The sequence below is a fragment of the Kribbella turkmenica genome (assembly GCF_004348725.1).
GTDB classification, from domain to species: Bacteria; Actinomycetota; Actinomycetes; order Propionibacteriales; family Kribbellaceae; genus Kribbella; species Kribbella turkmenica.
Genome location: NZ_SMKR01000148.1, coordinates 1 through 19,942 on the forward strand (window position 1 = coordinate 1; position 19,942 = coordinate 19,942).

Here is a 19,942-nt window from a genome sequence, read left to right on the forward strand (position 1 = left end):
GGCATGGCCGGGTTCTCGTGGCTGGAGCTGGCCTGTCCGGCGGGGTCGGAGCCGCTGGTTGTTGCGATCTTCGTGACTGTGTACGCGGTGGTGAATGTTGCTGCAGGCATCGTTTTCGGGCCGGGCTGGTTCCGGGGCGGGGACAGTTTCGAGGTGTACGCCGAGGTGCTTGCGCGGCTGAGTCCGTTGGGACGCGGCGCCGACGGGCGACTGGCGGTGCGGAATCCGCTGGCCGGGCTGGCGACCATGCCGCAGGAGCCCGGCATCGTCGGTCTGTTGTGCTTGTTGCTCGGGTCCACGGCCTTCGACGGGATCTCCCGCTGGACGGCGTGGACGCAGCTCACCGGCGGACTCGGTACGACGCAGCACATCGTCGTACACACGCTCGGTCTGATCACGGCGGTTGCGATTGTCTCGGTGCTCTTCGTCGTCGCGGCCCGGACGACCGTGGCCGCGCGGGTGCGTCCCGGAGCGGTCGGTAGCGCCGGGCTGCCGGGAGCGTTCGTGCACTCGCTGGTGCCGATCGCCATCGGGTACGCGGTGGCTCACTACTTCTCGTTCGCGATGTTCCAGGGGCAGGAGGGTGTGCTGCTGGCGAGCGACCCGCTCGCGCGCGGATGGGACCTGCTCGGCACCAACGGGGCACGGATCGACTACGGGTTCCTCGGGTCCGGGGTGATCGCGGGAATCCAGATCGGTGCGATCGTGCTCGGACACGTACTCGGGGTCGTGTCCGCGCACGATCGCGCTGCCGAACTGTTCCGCCGCCGGCAGTTGCGGCGGGCGCAGTACCCGATGATGGCCGCGATGGTCGCGTTCACTGCCGGCGGGATCACGTTGGTGACGGCGCAATGATCGTGCTGCACCTGGGTGGGATCCCCGAGACCGCGATGGTGCTCGGGCCGATCCTGCTGATCGTCGCCTTCGTCCGCATCGCCCGCCGCAACGAGGCGATCCTGCCGAACGACGCGTACGACGACTGGGACGCCGACCTGGGCGACCTGCCCATCCGCAGTAGCGGTCCGAGGAAGGCGCCGGAGTCTGAGAGCGCGCTGACCATAGTGCCCGGCGCCGCGGTGCAGACGTCACTCAAGCGGCCAGGGAACGTACTGGTCAGGCGGCCTGGAGAACGTACTGCTCGCTCACCCGGTACAGGTGCTGGGCGCTGGCGAACTCGGCGAGCTGAGCGCAGCCCGCGGTGATCGCGTCATCCAGGGTCGGCCACTGGTCGACGCACCAGTACGGGTCGTCGGGCTGACGATCGTTGTCGTCGTCGATGTCGGCGCACCAGCCGCCGGTGAAGGCGCGGTGGACGTGCAATCTGAGGTTCATGGTCGTGCATTTCTCGGGGGACTGGGCGGATGGCCGGCGTCAAAACGGCAGCGGACGGCCTGACGGCGTACGAAGCTCGATGGTCTTCGTGGTGCGGCGGGTACGCAGTGGTCTGCGGCGAAGCTGGATCTGTCGGCTCATCGTTCCGGTCCTGCCTGGAGTGGTGGTTTCGTAGGACCAACATCCCAACTCCGGGGCGCGGGCACATGCGGAGAATTACCGATCTGCCTACCCATCCGGCCCCTAGCCGCCGGTAGGGGATTGCTGAGCGCCGACTGAGGGTCCTTAGGTCGCTGCCCCGGCTTCGTCGAGGGAGTAGGCTGGCGGTACTCCGGAACGATGGCACTCCAGGCGGTCTGTCGGGAACCGGCAGTCGATGGGGGCGATGCCCATGACCATCCAGCCACTTTCCGGACTCCCGAGCGTCCGGCGCCGCTCGTCCGCGGACCACGACCTCTCGTGCCTGTACGCCGAGGTGCTCACCGCCCGCGCAGCCGACCAGCTGACCCGATGCACTCCTCGTCCGGGCGACAACGTCCGCCGCAACGCCGGTCGCCTGACCGCATCGCTCGGCGCGTACGCCGGCGCGTTGGAGGAGTACGGGCTGCCCGTGCCGGCTGTGATCCGCGACGAGCTTCGGCTGCGGCGGAGGCTGGTGTCGTGACCGGGACCGAGCAGGTGCGGTCGCAACGGGCGCATGACGAGGGGGTCCTTCGCCGGCTGCCGCTGCCCGGGCACGTGATCCTGCTGACCGACTCGGGTTGGCGTCGAGGCTGGCTGATCGCCCGGGAGAGCGGGCCGGACGGCTGGTTCGGCCTCGTCCAGTACGACGACGGCGAGCGCGAGATCACCGACTACCTGCCCGCGGACCACATTGCCTCCCCGGACGTCTGGCTCGCCAAGTAGTCGGTTCGGGAAGGATGTCCGACGTCGCGATGGCTGAGCGGTGAGCGGCAAGAGGGCATGAAAAGCCTCGAACGCACGCGCCGCCGACCGTGCGGTTCGAAGGCCGACAGAAGTCCGTCTGCCGAGCGCGCGGCCGGGCCGGCCGGTTTTGCCTGGTGCCGGTGCGGGCACCGGGCAGACATGAGAGCCAAAGGTTTCTCGCTGTTGGGCGCTGTGTTGCTCGGGCTCGCGCTGATGCTGGCGCCGACGGGTGCGCAGGCTGCTGACCCGTCGCCGTCGCCGACACTCGGCTCGACCGCGTCGCCGAACGCGAACCCCCGGGGTGCCCAGGACGAAGACCCCAGCGACTACCGCGGTGCCACGTGGGTCGTGATCGGTGTGGCCGTCGTGGTCGTGCTGGTGGCCGGCGGAAGCTTCCTGGTGTTCCGCAACCGCGGCCGCACGCCTACCGGTTGAGCAGATCGGTCCCGTCGAGCAGATCGGCCCGCTTGAGCAGGTCGGCCAAGGCCGCGCGGTGACGCGTGCCGGGCGGATCGATCGCCATCCGGCAGCGACCGCCCGGGAGTCCCTGCAGGTCCAGCAGGTACTTGAGGTTGGCGATGCTGCCGTGGACCGTGTCGACCGCCGACCGGACGCTCGGTTGAGCGTCGTACCCGGCGAGAACTCGCGCGAACAGGCTTGGCAGCGCACCGGCGTTACCGGAGACGATGCCGGACCCGCCCGCAGCCAGCACCTCGGGGAGTTCCCCGTCGTTGCCCGACCAGATGTCGAAGCCCGCGGGGACGGCTTCGGCGTACGCGCGGACGGCGTCCGCCCCGGCGCCGCTCACCTTCACCCCGACGACACCTTCGATCTCCGCGAGTTCGCTCAGCAGAGCCGGTGGTACGACGGTGCCAGCGAGGGCAGTGAACACGTACACGTGGACCGCCGCGCCGTCCGCAGCCGCCGCGCAGCGCTCGAAGTGCTCGACCAGCCGCTGAGGACCCGCGGGGACGAAGTACGGCGTGATCACCGCAAGCCGCTCGGCGCCACGCCGCCGAGCCTCGGCCGTCAGCCGGACGGCCTGCCGCGTCGTCGCGGCGCCGACGTGAGCGATCACCCGGGACGGCCCGGCCGTCTCGAGCGCCGTCGAGATCACGTCCAGCCGCTCACCGTCGTCCAGCGCCGGGAACTCGCCATTGGTCCCGGCGACGAACACCGCCGGGACGCCCGCGCCGATCACGTGCTCGACCAGGGCACGGACGCCGCCGAGGTCGACCTCCTCGTCCGGGCCGAACGGCGTCGTCAACGCGGCAGCGATCATGGCAACTCTCCTGACCTCGGTCAGGCATCACCATAGTGCAATCGATTGCATCCCGCGAGGGATCGACCGGTCCGCGATCGCGCCGACGAGCGACCGGTCGGGCGAGATCGCCAGTACCGTTCGCGACCGGGTGGTCAGAAGCCGGTGATGGCGAGGTCGTCGAGGTCGTAGGTGAGGTTGTTGTGGACAGCAACCACGCCGGGGACGTGGGTGACGGCGTACGTGGCGTGCTCGGTGCGGCTGCGGAACGTGAGCGAGCCGGCGAGGGTGACGACGCCGTGGTGGACGTGCACGGTGACGGTGTCGGGCGGCCGGTCGACCAAGGCCCGGATCTCGGCCGCGAGACTGCCGTCGGAGCGCTGGTAGACGCCGAGCAAGTCGGACGGCGTGAGGACGCCGACCAGCCGCATCGCCGGGCCGACCACGCACAGCAGCGGTTGTGACGACTCGGCCAGCCGGGCCGCGGCACGTCCGATCGTCAGGTCGCCGTACACCGACTCGGGCGGGCCGGCCATCAGGTCACCCGCGGTCCGGGCGGACGACTGGTGCCACCGCACCCGCGCGGCCCCGCTGCGGATCGGCCTCGCGTCGGTGCCGCCGTGGAACTCGAGCTTGGTCAGCAGCGCCGCGCCCGCCACGGTCCCGATCGGCCGGCCGTCGTCGTCCACCACCGGCACCGCACCCGCCTCGGCCGCCAGCAGGGCACAGACTACGTCCTTGAACGCGGTCTCCCGCCGCACCGCGGCCACGGTGCGATTCATCACCTCTGCGACCCGAAGTTCCCCCATACCGCCACACCCTCAGCACTTCGAGCGTACTCCCGGACGGTCCCGCGCATCAGGGTCTTCCGGCCCGGGCCGCCGGGGTTCGACAGCGGAGACGAGAACGACTTTCCGGGACGTAGACGAGCCTGCGCCACCTCGCCGGGCAACTGTCACCTGAGTACGCCGGCTCACTCCTCCGAGTCCCATCGGCGCCGCCCTGGCCGCACGCGCGCCGACTTCGTCCGACTCAGCCGGTGGACGGCAGGGCTTTCGGGTCGAGGCCCAGTTCCTCGTAGGCGACGACCTCGATCTCGCGGGCCATCGCCTCCCGGAAGGCGGCGACCAGGGCCTGGCCGGCCAGCGGGATGATGTTCTCCAGGGTGCGCTGGATCTCCGGCCAGCCCTCGGCCGGCAGCCCGGCGTCGGCGAACTCGCGCCAGACCGTGCTGCGGAAGAGCTCGACGTACGTCTTCGCGACCGCGTCGGCCTGGGCGAACAGCTTCGGCAGCATCTCGAAGATGGCCTGCATCGGGACCCCGAGCTTGATCACCTCGAGGCCGGTCCGGAGCAGGTCCGGGTTCGGGATCCGCAGCCGCCCGTCGTCCTGCCGTTCGGCGATGCCGAGCTCGACCAGCCGGTCGATCACCGCCGGGTCGTGCGGTACGCCGGCCCGCTCGGCCAGCTGGTACTCGTCCAGGATCTCCGGCTCGGCCGGCGTCCACGGGTTCACCAGGGTCTCGAAGACGCCGAGCGCCAGCGCGCCGTCGGGCAGTTCACTCATCATCCGCTCGACCGCGGCCAGCGTGTACCCCTTGCCGAGCAGCTCGCGGACCAGCGTGAGCCGGGCGACGTGGTCGGTGCCGTAGTACCCGGTCCGGCCGACCAGCCGGGGCGGCGGGATCAGGCCGCGGCCGGCGTACGCCCGCACGTTGCGGACCGTCATGCCCACCTTGGCGGCGAGCTGGTCGACGGTGAGCTCCTCATCGCGTGCTTCCACGCTTGACAGTGTTCCAGACTCCACGTTACATAAAGGATGTAACATCAATGATGGTGCATAACTGATGTGAAGGAGCACCCGGCGATGGCGATCCCGTTGGCGACCACCGGTACGGCGACGTTCGACCAGATCGCGATCGTCACCGGTCTCGTCGGCCTCCTGTACGTCGCACTCGCCGTGCTCCTGTGGCGAGAACGCACCGGCCGGGTCACGCTGGTAGGACGGCTTACGGACACCATCGGGAGACTGGACGGAGTCCCCCGATGGGCCGCGCTGACGCCCTACCTGCACGCGATCTCGCTGCTCGCCTGCGCGTTCGGCGTCTGGTGGGACATTGCGGTGCACATCGCCCGCGGCCGCGACACCGGTCCGTTCGGCACCCCGGCGCACTACCCGATCTTCTTCGGCATCCTCGGGGTGATCGTGTCCGGCGTGCTGCCGATCGCCCTCGCCGGCAAGCCGCTGCCGGCCCGCACCGTCAAGCTCACCAAAGGCTGGCGGATCCCGTGCAGCGCCGCCCTGGTCACCCTCTGCGGCACCTTCGCCCTCGTCGGCTTCCCGCTGGACGACGTCTGGCACCGGATGTTCGGCGAGGACATCACGCTCTGGGGCCCGACCCACCTGCTGATGATCGGCGGAGTGGTGTTCTCGATCTTCGCCCGCCTGCTGGCGCTCGCCGAGGTGGAGCAGCTCCTCGGCTTGAACAAGCGCCGGCTGTTCCAGGAGATCGTTGCCGTCGGCGCCTTGCTGATCGCCTGGGACCTGTTCAGCACCGAGTTCGACTACGGCGTGCCGCAGTTCCCGCTGATCCTGCACCCGATCCTGATCGCGTTCGGCGCCACGCTCGGCTTCACGGTCCTGCGCGCCCGTCGCGGCCCGGGCACGACCTTCGCCGCGCTGGCCGTCTACCTGGTCATCCGCGGCGGAATCGCCTGGGCGGTGGACCAGCCACTGGGTGGCATCCTCGGCCACTTCCCGCTGCTGGTCGTCGAGGCTGTCCTGGTCGAGGCGGTCGCCTTCGCCCTCGGCACCACGAGCCGCTTCCGGCTCGGCGCGATCGCCGGTGCACTGATCGGCACCGTCGGCGTGGTCGCGGAGTACGCCTGGAGTCAGGTCTGGATGCCGATCCCGTGGCCGGCGTCCATCCTCCCGGCGGCCCTCGGGTACGGCGTGGTGGCCGGGATCGGCGCCGGCCTCGTCGGCGCCTGGCTGGCCACCCGGTACGCCGAGGTCGCCGGCGACGAGCGGGCGACCGGGATCCGGAACGCGCGTCCGGTGGCCGTCCGGCGTACGCACCAACTCGGCGCCGTCGGGTCGGCCGTCGTGCTCGGGACGGTGTTCTTCTGCGTACCGCGGTCGGCCGATCCGGGCGTGTCCGCGGCGGTGTCGCTGGAGCGCGTGGCCACGGGAGCCGAGCCGACGGCGTACGTGACGGTGAAGCTCCAGCCGGGCGACGCGGCCGAGGAGGCACGCTGGTTCGAGGCGATGGCCTGGCAGGGCGGAGGGTTCCTCACCCACCGGATGGAGAAGGTTGCCGGAGGCACGTACCGGTCGGCGGACCCGTTGCCGATGTACGGCAGGTGGAAGTCGATGATCCGGTTGCACCAGGGTCAGCGGGACCTGGTGTCGATGTGGGTGTACGCCCCGGAGGACGCCGGGATCGGGAAGCCGGCCGTGCAGGTGTCGGACGGGCAGACGGTCGGCTTCGTCGACGAGCAGCAGGTGCTGCGGCGCGAGGAACGGACCGACGTGCCACGATGGATGTGGAACGGCGGCTACGCCCTGCTCGGCGTGGTCGGTCTGCTGGAGCTCGCCGGGATCGCCTGGCTGGTCGGGCGCGGCGCCCGCGGTGGCCGCCTGCGGGCCGCCCACCTGGGGGCCGGCGACCGGGAACGGGAGATTGCGTGACGATCCAGGCGGCACGGCCGGAGGTGACCACCACCGACGGCGTACGCCTGAACGTGGAAACCGTCGGGCCGGACGACGCTCCGGTGACCGTGCTGCTGGTGCACGGCTGGACCTGCTCCACCCGGTCGTGGCACCACCAGGTCGAGGCGCTGCCGCGGACCCTCGGGCCGGACGCCGTCCGCGTCGTCACCTACGACCACCGCGGCCACGGCCGGTCGGATGCCGGTCCGCCGGGGTCGCAACGGCTCCAGCAACTGGCGGACGACCTGGTCACCGTGCTGGACACGGTCGTCGGCGACGGGCCGGTCGTGTACGCCGGTCACTCGATGGGCGGGATGACGTTGATGGCGCTCGCGGACGAGCGCCCGGAGCTGTTCGGTCCCCGGATCGCCGCCGCGGCCCTGGTCAGTACGACGTCCGGGCAGGCCAGCTCGGGGGCGTTCGGGATTCCTTCACGGTTCGACCCGGCAGCGGTCGCGCTCGCCCCGCGGGCGGTGAACCTGGTGGGCGCACGGATCGAGCGCCGGGCCCGGCGCGCCGGGCTCACGACGCGTCGCGTGGTCAGCAGCCGGCGCGCGCTCGAGGTCGCGGCCGCCCGGCTGCAGCGGCCCGCGCTCCGCCAGATGGTGTTCGGGAAGAAGGTGGATCCGGCCGAGGTGGACCTCTTCCTCGAGGATCTCGCGGTCGTCCCCGGTCCGTCGTACGGCGGCTTCTTCGAGGCCATCCTGCAGCACGACCGCGGCCACGCGCTGAAGGTCCTCGACCAGCTCCCGGTCGAGATCATGCACGGCACCCGCGACCGGCTGCTGCCCCCGCGGCACGCCAACCGGATGGCGGCCGAGCTGCCGACCGCCCGCCTCTGGATGTACCCGGGGGCCGGTCACATGCTCATGCAGGAACGCCCGCGGGACGTCACCCACCGCCTCGCGTCACTGGCCCGCAGGGTCCGTCGCTGATAGCTGCGTCACTGCCAGGCCGGTGCGGCTCGCCTAGGGTGGCCGGGTGCAGAATCTGCTGTCGGACGTGGTGGTCGTCGACCTGACGAGGGCGCTGGCCGGGCCGCATGCCGCGATGATGCTGGGCGACCTCGGCGCGCGGGTGATCAAGGTGGAGGCCCCCGAGGGCGGCGACGACAGCCGGGGCTGGGGGCCGCCGTTCGTCGACGGCGAGTCGACGTACTACCTGTCGGCGAACCGGAACAAGGAGTCCGTCACCGCCGACCTGAAATCGGCCGACGGCAAGGAGTTCCTGACCAAGCTGGTCCGCCGGGCCGACGTGCTGATCGAGAACTTCCGGCCCGGCGTTCTCGACCGGCTCGGGTTCTCCCCCGAGCGGTTGCACGAGCTCAATCCCGCGCTGGTGATCGTGTCCATCACCGGCTTCGGGCACGACGGACCGGACGGCGGACGGGCCGGGTACGACCAGATCGCCCAGGGCGAGGGCGGCCTGATGAGCATCACCGGCGCGGTCGAGCCGACGAAGGTCGGCGTACCGATCGCGGATCTGCTCGCCGGGATGTACGGCGCCTACGGTGCGCTGGCCGCCCTGCACGAGCGATCGGTCACCGGCCGGGGACGCGTCGTCCGGACGAGTCTGCTGGCGTCGGTGGTCGGCGTGCACGCGTTCCACGGCACGAAGTGGACGGTCGCGGGGGAGTTGCCCGAGCGCGTCGGCAACCACCATGCGCAGATCGCGCCGTACGGGCTGTACCGGACCAAGGACGACATCGTCCAGGTCGCGGTCGGGAGCGAAGGGCAGTGGCGGACGTTCGCGCCGATCGTCGGGCTGGATCCGGCCGACGAACGCTTCGCGCGCAACGCGTCCCGGGTCGCGCACCGCGCCGAGCTGACCGCCGCGATCGAGGCGGCCTTCGCCGCGGAGCCGGCGGACGTGTGGCTGGAAAGGCTTGCGGACAAGGGGATTCCGGCCGGGAAGGTCCGCGATTTCCAGCAGGTCTACGAGTGGGAGCAGACGGTGTCCCAGGGCCTGCTGATCGACGTTGAGCACCCGACGCTCGGCACGATCCAGCTGCCCGGCCCGCCGCTGCGCTTCGACGACCAGCCGTACGCCGGTGCCCGCGAGACGAACCTGGCTCCGCCGAGACTGGGCGAGCACAACGAGTCGGTCAGAGCCTGGCTGGACTCAGAGTAGAGGCCCGGACGACCAGTTCCGGGCGGATCAGCGTCTTCCGCGGCCGCTCGGACGTGCTGCTGCGGAGTCGCTGCAGCAGCAGGTCGACAGCCGTCGTACCCGGTGACCTGGCCACGGTCGCGCAGGCGCCGCTCGCGCAAGGGGTGATCGGTGCGCCGAAGCTCACGCCGTACACGTACGACCAGGCGAAGGCGAAGCAGTTGCTGACCGAGGCGGGGTACCCGAACGGGTTCAGTACGTCGATGCAGTGGCCGCTGGAAGGCGGTCCGAACATCCGGGCGCTGGCGCAGGCGATGATCTCGGACTGGGCCAAGATCGGCGTCACCGTGAAACCGCTGGAGAAGGAACGCGCCCAGTGGCTGGAGGACTTCGGCAAGCTCGACTGGGACATGAACCTGCAGACCGACGTCACCGGCACCGGCGATGCCGACTACACCCTCGCCCGGCTCTACGTCTGCTCCGCCAAGCAGAACGGCTACTGCAACCCGGCCCTCGACAAGCTGCTCCTCTTCACCAAGGTCACCGTCTCCGGCAGCTGACGTCCCCAGCCGCTTCTCTCCGGCGAGCGTGCACCCCGACTGGGGACCTTGAACAGGTTATTCACTGTTCGAGGTCCCCAGTTGTTGTTCAGACCCCCGGGAGGTGGCCGGTGCGTTGGGGATTGGGGGAGTTGGTCACGGTTGTGGGTGGCTTGGTGGTGAGGGGTTGACGGGTCGGCGGGCAGCGGTCTAGCGTCCGGGAAATCGATTACTCGGGTGCGGAGGTGTTATGGCCGAGGGCGCCGGCCTGGTGCGGATGTCCGGGATCGGGAAGCGGTACGGCGGGGTGCGCGCGTGCCGGGACGTCGACTTCAGCCTGGGCGCGGGCGAGGTGCACGCGTTGCTCGGGGAGAACGGCGCCGGCAAGAGCACGTTGATGAGAATCCTGTCCGGTGACGTGACCGACTACGACGGCACGATCGAGATCAACGGCGCACCGGTCCACTTCGGCGGTCCGACCGACGCCCAGGCCGCCGGGATCGCGATGATCCACCAGGAGCTCGACCTGGTTCCCGGCCTGTCCGTCGCGGACAACATCTTCCTCGGCCGCGAGTTGCGCACGAAGCTGAAGACCGTCGACCGCCGCCGGATGGAGCGGGAGGCCGGAGCGCTCCTCGAACGCAGCGGCGTCCGGCTCGACCCGAGGCGTCCGGTCGGTGAGCTCAGGGTCGGCGAGCAGCAACTCGTCACGATCGCGAAGGCGATCTCGCTCGATGCCCGCGTCCTGGTGATGGACGAGCCGACGTCCGCGCTGACCACTTCCGAGGTCGAGCGGCTGTTCGACGTCATCCGCGAACTGCGCCGGTCCGGGGTCGGCATCGTCTACATCTCGCACCGGATGGAGGAGATCGCCCAGGTCGCCGACCGCGCGACCGTGCTGCGCAACGGCCGGATCGTCACCAGCTTCGACCCCCGCCGGCTGAGCACGGCCGAGGTGGTCGAGGCGATGGTCGGCCGCCCGGTGCAGACCATGTTCACCACCCCGGACGCGGACACCGGCGACGAGCTCCTCCGGGTCGACAACCTCGCCCTGAAGGCCCGCCGGCCGCGCCCCGGCCGGCGCGATCCCGAGGGCATCTCGCTGACCGTCCGCTCCGGCGAGATCGTCGGCCTCGCCGGCCTGCTCGGCGCCGGCCGCACCGAGCTGCTGGAGACGCTGTACGGCGTCGCGCCCGCCGGCACCGTGACCGGCCGGATCCTCCTGCAGGGCAAGGAGATCCGCCCACGGCGGCCCCGGCAGGCGCTGGCGCACGGCATCGGGTTCGTCCCCGAGGACCGCCGGGCGTCCGGGCTCGTGCTGTTCCACTCGATCCTCGCCAACACGGTCGTCTCCAGCCTCCCGTCGTACGGACGGCTGGGGGTGATCGCACGGCGGATGGAACGCGCCGCGTCCGTCCGGATGGCGGATCGGCTGCGACTGAAATTCGGCCGGCTGCAGGACGACGTCGGCACGCTGTCCGGCGGCAACCAGCAGAAGGTCGTGTTCGGCCGGATGCTGCTGACGGAGCCGAAGCTGCTGCTGCTCGACGAGCCCACCCGTGGCGTCGACGTCGGCGCCAAGGCCGAGATCTACCGGCTGCTCGGCGAGCTCGCCGGCCAGGGCCTCGGCGTCCTGCTCGCCTCGTCCGAGCTGCCGGAACTGATCGGCGTCTGCGACCGGGTCGTCGTCCTGCGCGACGGGCGCGACGTCGCGTCGTTCAGTACGGCGGACTCCGGCGAGGGGGACCTGCTAGCGGCCGCGATGGGAGAAGGCGCAGTGTTCGAAGAGGTCGGAGGAGCCCAGTGACCGACGTGCAGGACAAGCCCGCCACCCAGGTGGAGAGGTCGGCGGGCAGCGTGGTCGCCACGCTGTTCCGGTTCCAGAGTGTGTTCGGGCTGCTGGCGGTGTTCGTCGCGGCGATCATCTTCTCGCCGCGCAAGGACGGGGAGATCCTGTTCATCAGCGCGGACAACCTGGCGAACGTGGTCCGGGCGGTGTCCGAGATCGGCATCATCGCGGTCGGGATGACGTTCGTGATCCTGATCGGCGGGATCGACCTGTCGGTCGGGGCGGTGCTCGGCCTGGCCGCGGTCGGCTCCGCCGTCCTCATGGTCGAGAGCGACTGGGGTTTCCTGCCGTCGGTCCTGCTGGTGCTCGTGATCGGCCTGGTCTTCGGCGCGCTGCAGGGGGTCGCGACCGCGATGATCGGCATCCAGTCGTTCATCGTCACCCTGGCCGGACTGCAGATCGCCCGTGGCCTGGCCCGGATCTGGTCCGGCGGGCAGGGCGTCGCGATCTCGTACGGCGACGGGCCGAACGAGGCCCCGGAGTCGTTCGCGATCCTCGGCGAACGCACCTTCGGCGGCCTGGTCCCGATCCCGGTGCTGATCTTCGCGGTGGTCGCGATCGCGGCCGTGGTGTTCCTGCGGGTCAGCGCGTTCTCCCGGCACCTGTACGCCGTCGGCGGCAACGAGAAGGCGGCCCGGCTGTCCGGCGTACCGGTGGTCCGGGTGAAGATCGCGGTCTTCGCGATCTGCGGGCTGCTCGCCGCACTGGCCGGCATCGTGCACGCGGTCCAGCTGAACCAGGGCAGCCCCAACGACGGCATCGGCTACGAGCTGGACGCCATCGCCGCCGTGGTGATCGGCGGGACCAGCCTGATGGGCGGCCGGGGTTCGGTCGCCGGGACCGTGGCCGGCGCGCTGCTGCTCGGCGTCCTGAACAACATTCTTGCCCTGAACAACATCGACTCCAACATCCAGCTCCTGATCAAGGGACTCGTGATCGTTGCCGCGGCCGCGCTGCAGCGACTCCGTCCCGCCACGTGAGGAAGGTTCCCCGATGCGTTCTCTCAAGATTCCCCTGGCCGCGGCGGCCGTGGCCGCGCTCGTGCTCGCCGGCTGTGGCACGACCAGCGAACGGACCTCGGACACGCCGGCGGCCGGCGAGTCCAAGGCCTGCGAAGGTGCCGACGGCAAGTACACGATCGGGATGAGCCAGGCGAACGTAGCCGAGCCGTACCGGCAGCGGATGGACGACGACATCCGGGCGGCCGCCAAGGAGGTGCCGCAGTTCGACGTGAAGTTCGCCGACGCTGCGCAGGACAACGCCAAGCAGGTCGCGGACGTGGAGAACTACATCACCCAGCAGATCGACCTGCTGATCATCAGCCCGAACGAGGCCAAGCCGCTGACCGCGGTGGTGAAGAAGGCGTACGACAAGGGCATTCCGGTGATCGTGCTTGACCGCAAGGTCGAGGGTGACGCCTACACCGGCTTCATCGGCGGCGACAACGTCCAGATCGGCTCCGAGGCGGGCAAGTACGTCGCGGAGAAGCTGCTGCCGCAGGGCGGCAACGTCGTCGAGCTGAAGGGTCTGGCCGGTGCGACGCCGCAGGCCGAGCGGCACCAGGGCTTCGTGGACGCGATCAAGGCGAACCCGAAGATCACGATCGTCGCCGAGGCCAGCGGCGACTGGCTGCGGGAGAAGGGCCAGGCGCAGATGGACGCGCTGCTGAAGGGCAACCCGAAGATCGACGTGGTGTACGCGCACAACGACCCGATGGCCGAGGGGGCGTACCTGGCCGCGAAGGCGGTCGGCCGGGAGAAGGAGATGAAGTTCCTCGGCATCGACGCGCTGCCGATCCCCTCCGGCGGGATCAAGGCGGTCGAGCAGGGCCGGCTGAGCGCCACCTTCACCTACCCGACGAACGGCAAGGAAGCGATTGCCGCCGCGAAGAGGATCCTGGTCGACTGCGGGACCATCGACAAGTCGCAGATCCTCCCCACCCGCCTGATCGACGCCTCGAACGCGGCCAAGATCTACGCCGAGGAGAACCCTGCCACTTGAGGTGGTGCCGGACGACAGGAGGTGTCGGCGATCCGCGGCGGCAATCAGCAGGGTGCACGCTGAGGGCGCTGCCGGTCGCCCGACTACCTCCTGTCCTCCGGTCCCCTGGAGCTGGCTCGTTCCAGCAACCGTGCCCCAAGGGTCGTGGTCGTCGGCGGGCGGCTGCTGTCGGCGATCCTCGCCAGCAGCAGCCGCGCCGCCACCGCACCGATCTCGTACGCCGGTTGTGCCACCACGGACAGTGGAGGGTCGACCAGCTCGGCCCACGGCGCGTCGTCGAACGCGACCAGCCCCACATCGCGTCCCGGCCGGATCTCCAGCTCCTGCAAGGCCTGCAGCACCCCCACGGCCATCGCGCTGTTCGCGATCAGGAGCGCGTCAGGCGGCTCTGCCTGGGACAGGAGGTCCAGCGCGGCCCGATGCGCCCCGGCCGCCTTGTACTCGGTCCGCCGTACCAGCTTCGGGGTACGGCGCTTGGCCGACCTGAGCGCGTCGCGGTAGCCGGCCAGCCGGTCGTCCGCCGTGCGTACGCCGCTGGGCCCGGTGATGCACCCGATCCGGTCGTAGCCTTGAGCAACTAGATGCGCGGTCGCCTGCCGAGCCGCCAGGCGGGTGTCGACCAGGACGACGTCGCTGTCATGTCCGGGCAGCGGACGGTCCACCGCGACGTACGCCGTACCCCGGGTCGCCAACTTGGCCACGCTGGTCGTCGTACCACTGGGGGACAGGATCACGCCGGCGACCCGCTCCTGGATGGCGATGTCGATGTAGCGGTTCTCCTTCTCTGCGCTCTCGTCGGAGTTGCACAGGACGACCGAGTAGCCGACCTCGTGGGCGACGTCCTCGACGCCGCGGGCGATCGCGGTGAAGAACGGGTTCTCCACGTCGGAGATGATCAGCGCGACCACGGCGGCCTCCTGGCGGCGCAGGTTTCGCGCCGGGCCGTTCGGCTGGTAGCCGAGCTCCACGGCGGCCTTCCGGACCCGGGCGACGAGGTCCCGGTCGACGGTCGACTTCCCGTTCAGCGCCCGGGAGACAGTCGCCGTGGACACCCCGGCCCGCGCCGCCACGTCACTGATCGTCGCCACCGCGCCTCCTTCCTGCCGACACAGTAGCGACCGGGTAATGGATTACCCAACGATCTGCGGTGCCGGCACATCCCTGCAGGCTCCGCGCGTGCTGCGCGGCGCTCGGCGGGCACAGCGCCGAGCACCTGCTCGCGACTGCGCGGAGCCTCCAGGCATGTTCTTTACGAACACAACCTTCGGAGCTCTACCAGTGGCGTGAGAGGATCACCCGCGTGACTGCCTTGCCGAGTGTTTCGTACTCCATCACCGTTCGCCTCGAGGTGCCCGCGGGCGGCTCGACGGTGAGCAAGCTGACGACCGCGGTCGAGCAGGCCGGCGGTCTGGTCACCGCGCTCGACGTGACCGCGTCCGGCCACGAGCGGCTGCGGATCGACGTCACCTGCGCCGCGGCCGACACCGAGCACGCCGGCCGTCTGGTCGAGGCGATGCGCGCCGTCCCCGGCGTCGAGATCGGCCGGGTCTCGGACCGGACGTTCCTGATGCACCTCGGCGGCAAGATCTCGATGGAGGCCAAGCACCCGATCCGCAACCGCGACGACCTGTCGATGATCTACACGCCGGGTGTCGCGCGGGTCTGCCTGGCGATCGCGGCCAACCCCGACGACGCCCGCCGGCTGACGATCAAGCGCAACAGCGTCGCGGTCGTCACCGACGGCTCGGCCGTCCTCGGTCTCGGCAACATCGGCCCGAAGGCCGCGCTGCCGGTGATGGAGGGCAAGGCGGCGCTCTTCAAACGGTTCGCCGGCATCGACGCCTGGCCGCTGTGCCTGGACACCCAGGACCCGGACGAGATCGTCCAGATCGTGCAGGCGATCGCCCCCGGGTTCGCCGGTATCAACCTGGAGGACATCTCCGCGCCGCGCTGCTTCGAGATCGAGGCCAAGCTGCGCGAGGAGCTCGACATCCCGGTCTTCCACGACGACCAGCACGGGACGGCGGTCGTCGTTCTCGGCGCGCTGTACAACGCCCTGCGGGTGGTCGGCAAGGACATCAGCAACGTGCGGGTGGTGCTCTCCGGTGCCGGCGCGGCCGGGACGGCGATCCTGAAGCTGCTGCTCGCGGCCGGGGTCAAGGACACCTGTGTCGCCGACATCGGCGGCGTGATCCACCCGGAGCGCGACGGCCTGTCACCGGAGTTGCGCTGGATCGCGGAGAACACCAACGCGGCGAAGTACAGCGGCGACCTGAAGGGTGCGCTGGCCGGGGCGGACGTGTTCATCGGGGTGTCGGCGCCGAACATCCTCACCGGTGCGGACATCGCCACCATGAACGAGGACGCGATCGTGTTCGCGCTGGCCAACCCGGTGCCGGAGGTCGACCCCGCGGAGGCGGGTGAGCACGCGGCCGTGGTGGCCACCGGCCGGAGCGACTTCCCGAACCAGATCAACAACGTGCTGGTCTTCCCCGGCGTCTTCCGCGGTCTGCTGGACGCGCAGTCGTCGAAGGTGTCGATCGAGATGGAGCTGGCCGCCGCGAAGGCGCTGGCCGGGGTCGTCACCGACGACGAGCTGAACGCGACGTACATCGTGCCGAGCGTGTTCCACCCGGAGGTGCACACGATGGTGGCGCACGCCGTCCGGGACGCCACGGGCGGCAAGGCGCCGGCCCACGAGACCTACCCGGACGACACCCCGGCGTGACGGTGCTTCCGGCGCCGGCGTGGTCATCGGGCCTCGGGCCCGGGCCTTTCCTCGTCACTCCGGTCGCTTCGCTCCCTGTGCTCCCCACTGCAGGCCGGGAGGCTCCATGACCGTCCCCGATACCAGGGAATCAACCTCGACCGTCAAGGTCTGGGCCTGGCGGATCGCGTTCGTCGCGGCCTGCCTGCTGCAGCTGTACGGCGTCTACGCGCCACGGGAGACCGGTCCGCACGTCGGGGTCCCGCAGATCGACAAGGTCGCGCACCTGTTCCTGTTCGCGGCGGTCGCGTTCCTCGGGCTGATGGTCGGGATCCCGGCCCGGTGGTTGCTCGGGGCACTGGTCGCGAACGCGATCGTGAGCGAACTGGTCCAGTACTACGTGCTGCCACAGCGCGACGGGGACCCGTTCGACGTCCTCGCGGACCTGGCCGGGGTGGTCGTCGGTACTTGGCCGGCCTACCGCGTGCTCCGTCGTACGACATGATGGGAGCATGACGGCCTCGACCCTGACCGGTTCGCTGTTGGTGGCGACACCGCTGCTCGACGAGCCGCCCTTCCGCCGCTCGGTGATCCTGCTGCTCGACCACGACGACGACGGTGCCCTCGGGGTGGTGGTGAACCGCGCGGCCGACCTGGCCGTCGACCGGGTGCTCCCGGACTGGTCGACCAGCGTGAACGAGCCCGGGGTGCTCTTCATGGGCGGCCCGGTCGGCACCGACAGTGCGCTCGCGGTCGCCGAGGTGATCGAGTCGGCCGACCCGCCGGGCTGGCGCGAGTGCTTCGGCCGGATCGGGCTGATCGACCTCGACGTACCGCCGGCCCTGCTGGAGGGGGCGATCCAGCGGATGCGGATCTTCGCCGGGTACGCCGGCTGGTCCAGCGGGCAGCTCGAGGGCGAGATCACCGAGGGTGCCTGGTACGTGGTCGAGTCCGAGCCCGACGACGTGTTCAGCCTGCACCCGGACACGCTCTGGCGCCGGGTGCTGCGCCGCCAGAACGACCAGATGGCCTACCTGGCGACGTACCCCGACGATCCGAGCCAGAACTGACGCGGGCCTAGTGTCTGCTGATCCCCCGCCTACTGCGCGGGATCAGCAGACACGACCTACTCCTCGTCGCCGCCGTCGTCGCCCGGGTTCAGCGAGTCCCAGATCTCCTTGCACTCCGGGCAGACCGGGAACCGCTGCGGGTCGCGGCTCGGCACCCACACCTTGCCGCACAGCGCGACCACCGGTGTGCCCATCACCATGGCCTCAGTCAGCTTGTCCTTCGGCACGTAGTGCGAGAACCGCTCGTGATCGCCGGGCTCTGCCGGTGCCGGCTGCGTCCGCTCGTCGACAACGGTCTCGGCCCCAGGGGTCAGCTGAGTACTCATGTCCCAGAGTGTAGGCCGAGACACCAACCGATCACGGAACTTTCTCCACAGACCGGTCGTACCCCGACCTGCCGGTCAGCAGTTGTCCCTGATGTCAGGTAACGTTCCTGCACGGCCGACAGTCGACTATCGGGGGAGTATGCCGTCCGTGGATTCGCACGCGCCAGCACCACCAGCCGTGCTTCCTCCGGCCTACCCGGACCGCGCTGCGTGGGGTACCGCGAGCAAGCTGCGAGCCTGGCAGGCGGAGGCACTCAAGCTCTATCTCGACCAGCAGCCCAGAGACTTCCTCGCGGTGGCGACACCGGGAGCCGGTAAGACCACCTTCGCGCTGACGGTCGCGGCCGAGCTGCTGCAGCGGCGGCTGATCGAGCGGGTCACCGTGGTGACGCCGACCGAGCACCTCAAGGTCCAGTGGGCCGAGGCGGCCGACCGCGCCGGGATCGCCATCGACCCGGCGTTCGCCGGCCGGCGCGGGAAGACGAACAAGGACTTCCAGGGCGTTGCGGTCACCTACGCCGGGGTCGCGGTGAACCCGCTGGCCTTCCGGGTCCGGACCGAGCGGTTCAAGACCCTGGTCATCCTGGACGAGGTGCACCACGGCGGCGACGCGCTGAGCTGGGGGGAGGGCGTCCGCGAGGCCTTCGAGCCCGCCGCCCGCCGGCTCTGCCTGACCGGTACGCCGTTCCGCAGCGACGACAACCCGATCCCGTTCGTGACCTACGAGGAAGGCCACGACGGCGTCGCCCGGAGCAAGGCGGACTACACCTACGGCTACGGTCACGCGCTGCGCGACCACGTCGTACGCCCGGTGATCTTCATGTCGTACTCCGGTGAGATGCGTTGGCGCACCAAGGCGGGGGACGAGGTGGCCGCGCGGCTCGGTGAGCCGTTGACCAAGGACATGACCGCCCAGGCCCTGCGGACGGCGCTGGACCCGGCCGGCGAGTGGATGCCGGCCGTGCTCGCGGCCGCGGACAAGCGCCTGACCGAGGTCCGCCGGCACATGCCGGACGCCGGTGCCCTGGTCATCTCCGGCGACCAGAACACCGCCCGCGCGTATGCGAAAACCCTGCGCGAGCTGACCGGGGAGGCGCCGACCGTGGTGCTGTCCGACGAGAAGGCGGCCAGCAAGAAGATCGCGAAGTTCTCCGAGAGCGACTCGCGCTGGATGGTCGCGGTCCGGATGGTGAGCGAGGGCGTGGACGTGCCGCGGCTCGCGGTCGGGGTGTACGCGACGCCGACGTCGACGCCGCTGTTCTTCGCCCAGGCGGTCGGCCGGTTCGTCCGGGCTCGCAAGCGCGGTGAGACGGCCTCGGTGTTCGTCCCGTCGGTGACCCGGCTGCTGGGCTTCGCGGCCGAGATGGAGGTGGAGCGCGATCACGTGCTCGGCCGGAAGAACTCGAGCGAGGACGGCGACATCTTCGCGCTCGAGGACGACCTGATCAAGCAGGCGAACCAGACCGAAGGCGCCAGCGACGAGCTCGAGGGGAACTTCGAGGCGCTCGGCTCGGACGCGAGCTTCGACCGGGTGGTCTTCGACGGTGGCGACTACGGCACCGGCGGCGAGAACGCGTCGGACGAGGAGCTCGACTTCCTCGGTCTCCCCGGCCTGCTGGAGCCCGACCAGGTGCGCGAGCTGCTGCACAAACGCCAGCAGAAGTCGCTGGCCGCCCAGAAGAAGTCGCAGCGCTCGAACGCCTCCGACCGCGAGGACCCGACGCCCACCGAGCTGGCCACGCACGAGCAGATCGCGCTCCTGCGCCGCGAGCTCAACGGCCTGGTCGCCGCCTGGCACCATCGCACCGGCCAGCCGCACGGCGTCATCCACAACGACCTGCGACGCAAGCTCGGCGGGCCTGCCGCCGCGCATGCGTCCTCGATCCAGCTCAAGGAACGCATCGAGCTGATCCGCGACTGGGCCGCACAGCGCCGCGCCTGACCTGACACCGAACGCCCCACCCGGCAGCCCGGGGTGGGTGTTTCGCACGCGTCGAGGTGTTGACGACCCCGACAGCGGCCTGCAACCTTTGACTACCGCCCCGCAAGAAATCAGCAGAATCACGAAATTTTAGTCGAACCTCTTGACGGTGCGGCGCCCGCCCCCGCC

Annotated in this window: 21 protein-coding genes and 1 pseudogene; 15 read left to right on the top strand and 7 right to left on the bottom strand. The window is 70.3% G+C overall.

The window, feature by feature from the left end:
* Window positions 1-855 (top strand): annotated as a pseudogene (locus E1218_RS27430) (hypothetical protein); the annotation flags it as partial.
* Here E1218_RS27430 and E1218_RS27435 read toward each other — a convergent pair.
* Entirely contained in the window at window positions 833-1,093 is a 261-nt protein-coding gene (locus E1218_RS27435; RefSeq protein WP_132325302.1) for a hypothetical protein, read from the bottom strand. The pseudogene E1218_RS27430 and the gene E1218_RS27435 sit on opposite strands and share 23 nt — an antisense overlap.
* A gap of 20 nt (window positions 1,094-1,113) precedes the next feature.
* A complete protein-coding gene (locus tag E1218_RS27440) occupies window positions 1,114-1,332 on the bottom strand; it encodes a hypothetical protein (RefSeq protein ID WP_132325305.1) in 219 nt (72 codons plus the stop codon).
* Window positions 1,333-1,723: 391 nt separating this feature from the next.
* Between E1218_RS27440 and E1218_RS27445 the strand changes: the two genes are divergently transcribed.
* The 3 genes from E1218_RS27445 (at window position 1,724) to E1218_RS27455 (ending at window position 2,694) form a co-directional block, all read left to right on the top strand.
* Entirely contained in the window at window positions 1,724-1,996 is a 273-nt protein-coding gene (locus tag E1218_RS27445; protein ID WP_132325308.1) for a hypothetical protein, read from the top strand.
* Window positions 1,993-2,238 carry a hypothetical protein gene (locus E1218_RS27450; protein WP_233712503.1) on the top strand — a complete coding sequence of 82 codons (246 nt, stop codon included), beginning with the start codon at window positions 1,993-1,995 and terminating at the stop codon, window positions 2,236-2,238. Before E1218_RS27445 ends, E1218_RS27450 begins: the two co-directional genes overlap by 4 nt.
* Window positions 2,239-2,442: 204 nt before the next feature.
* Complete coding sequence (locus tag E1218_RS27455; RefSeq protein WP_132325311.1) at window positions 2,443-2,694, top strand: hypothetical protein; 252 nt, start codon at window positions 2,443-2,445, stop codon at window positions 2,692-2,694.
* On the opposite strand, the gene E1218_RS27460 is transcribed toward E1218_RS27455, so the two are convergent.
* The 3 genes from E1218_RS27460 to E1218_RS27470 form a co-directional block, all read right to left on the bottom strand.
* Window positions 2,684-3,541 carry a dihydrodipicolinate synthase family protein gene (locus tag E1218_RS27460; protein WP_132325313.1) on the bottom strand — a complete coding sequence of 286 codons (858 nt, stop codon included), beginning with the start codon at window positions 3,539-3,541 and terminating at the stop codon, window positions 2,684-2,686. The two genes, E1218_RS27455 and E1218_RS27460, sit on opposite strands and share 11 nt — an antisense overlap.
* Window positions 3,542-3,675: 134 nt before the next feature.
* Window positions 3,676-4,329 (bottom strand): CBS domain-containing protein, encoded by a 654-nt coding sequence (locus tag E1218_RS27465; RefSeq protein ID WP_132325316.1) that lies wholly within the window; start codon window positions 4,327-4,329, stop codon window positions 3,676-3,678.
* A 223-nt stretch (window positions 4,330-4,552) separates the two neighbouring features.
* A complete protein-coding gene (locus E1218_RS27470; RefSeq protein WP_233712504.1) occupies window positions 4,553-5,302 on the bottom strand; it encodes a MerR family transcriptional regulator in 750 nt (249 codons plus the stop codon).
* An 84-nt stretch (window positions 5,303-5,386) separates the two neighbouring features.
* On the opposite strand from E1218_RS27470, the gene E1218_RS27475 reads away from it, so the two are divergent.
* From E1218_RS27475 to E1218_RS27505, 7 genes are all read left to right on the top strand, one after another.
* A complete protein-coding gene (locus E1218_RS27475; RefSeq protein ID WP_132325322.1) occupies window positions 5,387-7,210 on the top strand; it encodes a hypothetical protein in 1,824 nt (607 codons plus the stop codon).
* Entirely contained in the window at window positions 7,207-8,166 is a 960-nt protein-coding gene (locus E1218_RS27480; protein WP_233712505.1) for an alpha/beta fold hydrolase, read from the top strand. The genes E1218_RS27475 and E1218_RS27480 overlap by 4 nt, the downstream gene beginning before the upstream one ends.
* A 46-nt stretch (window positions 8,167-8,212) precedes the next feature.
* Window positions 8,213-9,361 carry a CaiB/BaiF CoA transferase family protein gene (locus E1218_RS27485; protein WP_132325325.1) on the top strand — a complete coding sequence of 383 codons (1,149 nt, stop codon included), beginning with the start codon at window positions 8,213-8,215 and terminating at the stop codon, window positions 9,359-9,361.
* Window positions 9,362-9,414: 53 nt separating this feature from the next.
* Complete coding sequence (locus E1218_RS27490) at window positions 9,415-9,900, top strand: ABC transporter substrate-binding protein (protein WP_165949442.1); 486 nt, start codon at window positions 9,415-9,417, stop codon at window positions 9,898-9,900.
* A 229-nt stretch (window positions 9,901-10,129) separates the two neighbouring features.
* The gene (locus tag E1218_RS27495) at window positions 10,130-11,686 is read left to right on the top strand and encodes a sugar ABC transporter ATP-binding protein (protein WP_132325331.1); all 1,557 of its coding nucleotides are present in this window, start codon (window positions 10,130-10,132) and stop codon (window positions 11,684-11,686) included.
* A complete protein-coding gene (locus E1218_RS27500) occupies window positions 11,683-12,708 on the top strand; it encodes an ABC transporter permease (protein ID WP_132325334.1) in 1,026 nt (341 codons plus the stop codon). Before E1218_RS27495 ends, E1218_RS27500 begins: the two co-directional genes overlap by 4 nt.
* A 13-nt stretch (window positions 12,709-12,721) precedes the next feature.
* A complete protein-coding gene (locus E1218_RS27505) occupies window positions 12,722-13,729 on the top strand; it encodes a substrate-binding domain-containing protein (RefSeq protein ID WP_132325337.1) in 1,008 nt (335 codons plus the stop codon).
* An 83-nt stretch (window positions 13,730-13,812) separates the two neighbouring features.
* On the opposite strand, the gene E1218_RS27510 is transcribed toward E1218_RS27505, so the two are convergent.
* Window positions 13,813-14,817: a LacI family DNA-binding transcriptional regulator gene (locus E1218_RS27510; RefSeq protein WP_132325340.1), complete on the bottom strand. Its 1,005-nt coding sequence runs from the start codon at window positions 14,815-14,817 to the stop codon at window positions 13,813-13,815.
* A 212-nt stretch (window positions 14,818-15,029) separates the two neighbouring features.
* Here E1218_RS27510 and E1218_RS27515 point away from each other — a divergent pair, with 212 nt between their 5' ends.
* The 3 genes from E1218_RS27515 (at window position 15,030) to E1218_RS27525 (ending at window position 17,506) form a co-directional block, all read left to right on the top strand.
* Window positions 15,030-16,457, top strand: a complete 1,428-nt coding sequence (locus E1218_RS27515) for an NAD-dependent malic enzyme (RefSeq protein ID WP_132325342.1) — start codon at window positions 15,030-15,032, stop codon at window positions 16,455-16,457.
* Between the two features lie 106 nt (window positions 16,458-16,563).
* Window positions 16,564-16,941 carry a VanZ family protein gene (locus E1218_RS27520; protein WP_132325345.1) on the top strand — a complete coding sequence of 126 codons (378 nt, stop codon included), beginning with the start codon at window positions 16,564-16,566 and terminating at the stop codon, window positions 16,939-16,941.
* 7 nt (window positions 16,942-16,948) lie between these two features.
* Window positions 16,949-17,506: a YqgE/AlgH family protein gene (locus E1218_RS27525; RefSeq protein WP_132325348.1), complete on the top strand. Its 558-nt coding sequence runs from the start codon at window positions 16,949-16,951 to the stop codon at window positions 17,504-17,506.
* Window positions 17,507-17,562: 56 nt separating this feature from the next.
* On the opposite strand, the gene E1218_RS27530 is transcribed toward E1218_RS27525, so the two are convergent.
* A complete protein-coding gene (locus E1218_RS27530) occupies window positions 17,563-17,832 on the bottom strand; it encodes a DUF3039 domain-containing protein (protein ID WP_132325351.1) in 270 nt (89 codons plus the stop codon).
* A 139-nt stretch (window positions 17,833-17,971) separates the two neighbouring features.
* Between E1218_RS27530 and E1218_RS27535 the strand changes: the two genes are divergently transcribed.
* On the top strand, window positions 17,972-19,774 hold the full coding sequence (locus tag E1218_RS27535) for a DEAD/DEAH box helicase (protein ID WP_132325354.1): 1,803 nt from the start codon (window positions 17,972-17,974) through the stop codon (window positions 19,772-19,774).
* The last annotated feature ends 168 nt before the right edge of the window (window positions 19,775-19,942 follow it).